Annotated in this window: 2 protein-coding genes and 2 pseudogenes; 2 read left to right on the top strand and 2 right to left on the bottom strand. The window is 75.3% G+C overall.

What is annotated here, in order from left to right:
- Both HMPREF0731_RS19585 and HMPREF0731_RS19580 read left to right on the top strand, forming a co-directional pair.
- A pseudogene (locus tag HMPREF0731_RS19585) lies at positions 1-342 on the top strand (cytochrome ubiquinol oxidase subunit I); the annotation flags it as partial.
- Complete coding sequence (locus HMPREF0731_RS19580; RefSeq protein WP_007005950.1) at positions 339-716, top strand: hypothetical protein; 378 nt, start codon at positions 339-341, stop codon at positions 714-716. The pseudogene HMPREF0731_RS19585 and the gene HMPREF0731_RS19580, both read left to right, overlap by 4 nt.
- Here the strand turns inward: HMPREF0731_RS19580 and HMPREF0731_RS19575 are convergent.
- Together HMPREF0731_RS19575 and HMPREF0731_RS19570 are read right to left on the bottom strand one after the other, a co-directional pair.
- The gene (locus tag HMPREF0731_RS19575; protein WP_007005949.1) at positions 694-885 is read right to left on the bottom strand and encodes a hypothetical protein; all 192 of its coding nucleotides are present in this window, start codon (positions 883-885) and stop codon (positions 694-696) included. The two genes, HMPREF0731_RS19580 and HMPREF0731_RS19575, sit on opposite strands and share 23 nt — an antisense overlap.
- An 83-nt stretch (positions 886-968) precedes the next feature.
- Positions 969-1,297: pseudogene (locus HMPREF0731_RS19570) on the bottom strand (threonine-phosphate decarboxylase); the annotation flags it as partial.

Raw genomic sequence — 1,297 nt, 5'->3', positions numbered from 1 at the left:
CGCCGCCTCGCGCGCGGCCGTGCCGGGACGGGGTGGATGATCGCCTCCGCGCTGTGCGGGCTGCTGGCCACCGCCGCCCTGGCCGGGCTGCCCTGGCGCGCCGGGGCCGACTATACCGGCCACGCCCAGCCCGCCGTGCTGCTGGCCTTCAGCGTCTATGCGGCGCTGCATGCCGGCATCGGCACCGTGATGGCCGGCTACAGCGCGGCGCGGGAGCGGGCCGGCTATGTCTCGGCGCTGCGCGACTTGGCGCCACGCAACACCGGGCTGTGGCAGGGCTATACGGCGCTGGCCGGGCTGCCCTGCCTGGGCTTCTGGCTGCTCTGGGGGGGCTTGGCATGATCGCCCGGCTGACGCGGGGCCTCTCGCCCGGCTGGGCGCGGCGCCTGCCCGGCGCGGCGCTGGCGACGCTGGCCTTCACCCTGTGGAGCCTGGCCTTCGTCGCGCTCTATGGCGCCGTCTCGGTCGGCTGCGCCGCGGGGTGGGAGATGGTCGCGATCGGCCCGGCCAGCCTGCAGCGCCTGGTGATGCTGGCGGTGTGGCTGCTGCATCTGGCGCTGCTCGGCCTGCTCGGCTGGGCGGCGTGGAGCGCCGCGCCACTGGACGATGCCGAGCAGAGCTTCCGCCGCGTGGTCGGCTTCGGCGGCTGCGTGCTGGCGCTGGCGGCGACCTTCTGGACCGGGCTGCCGGTGCTCATGACCTCCAGCTGCGCGTGACGGGGGGCTGCCACGCCGCCGGCTGCTGCGGCGGCGGCGGGGTTTCCAGCTTCTCCAGCAGCGCCTCGACATCCTGCTGGCGCAGGGGCGCGGGCGCGTCGTGCAAGGCGCGGTGCGCCGCCATCAGGGCGACGAGCTGGACGGTGCCGCAAGAGCGGTGATGGAACATGGTGGGATCTCCCCTCCGCTGGACCCCGCCATCTAGCGCCAATTGCGACTTATTCTCAATATCAAAAACCAGCGATGCGGGGCTCAGCCCGGCGCCAAGGCGCGTTCCAGCCGGGCCCAGGCCGCCTCGTCCGGCGGCAGGCCGAAGCGCAGCCAGCGCGGCCGGGCCGAGAAGGGCCGCACCAGGATGCCCTGGCGGCCGAGCCTGTCATGCCAGTGCGCGGCATCGCCCTCCGCCAGCCGGAACAGAAGCGTGCCGCCCAGCACACGCAGCCCGGCGCCAGACAGCAGCGCGTCCAGCCGGGCGCATTCCGCGGCCAGCCGGGCGGCGGCGCCCTGTCGCCAGGGCGCATCGGCCAAAGCGGCGGTGCCGATGGCCAGCGCCGGGCCGGACACCGCCCAGGGGCCGAGCG

The sequence above is a fragment of the Pseudoroseomonas cervicalis ATCC 49957 genome (assembly GCF_000164635.1).
GTDB lineage: Bacteria > Pseudomonadota > Alphaproteobacteria > Acetobacterales > Acetobacteraceae > Pseudoroseomonas > Pseudoroseomonas cervicalis.
Note: the sequence above shows the minus strand (reverse complement) of the source record. Positions and strands in the feature narration are given on the sequence as shown.

What these genes read in the sequence shown, in the direction of transcription:
- HMPREF0731_RS19580 (WP_007005950.1), top strand. Translation starts at nt 339, where the DNA reads ATGATCGCCCGGCTGACGCGGGGCCTCTCGCCCGGCTGGGCGCGGCGC.
- HMPREF0731_RS19575 (WP_007005949.1), bottom strand. Translation starts at nt 885, where the DNA reads ATGTTCCATCACCGCTCTTGCGGCACCGTCCAGCTCGTCGCCCTGATG.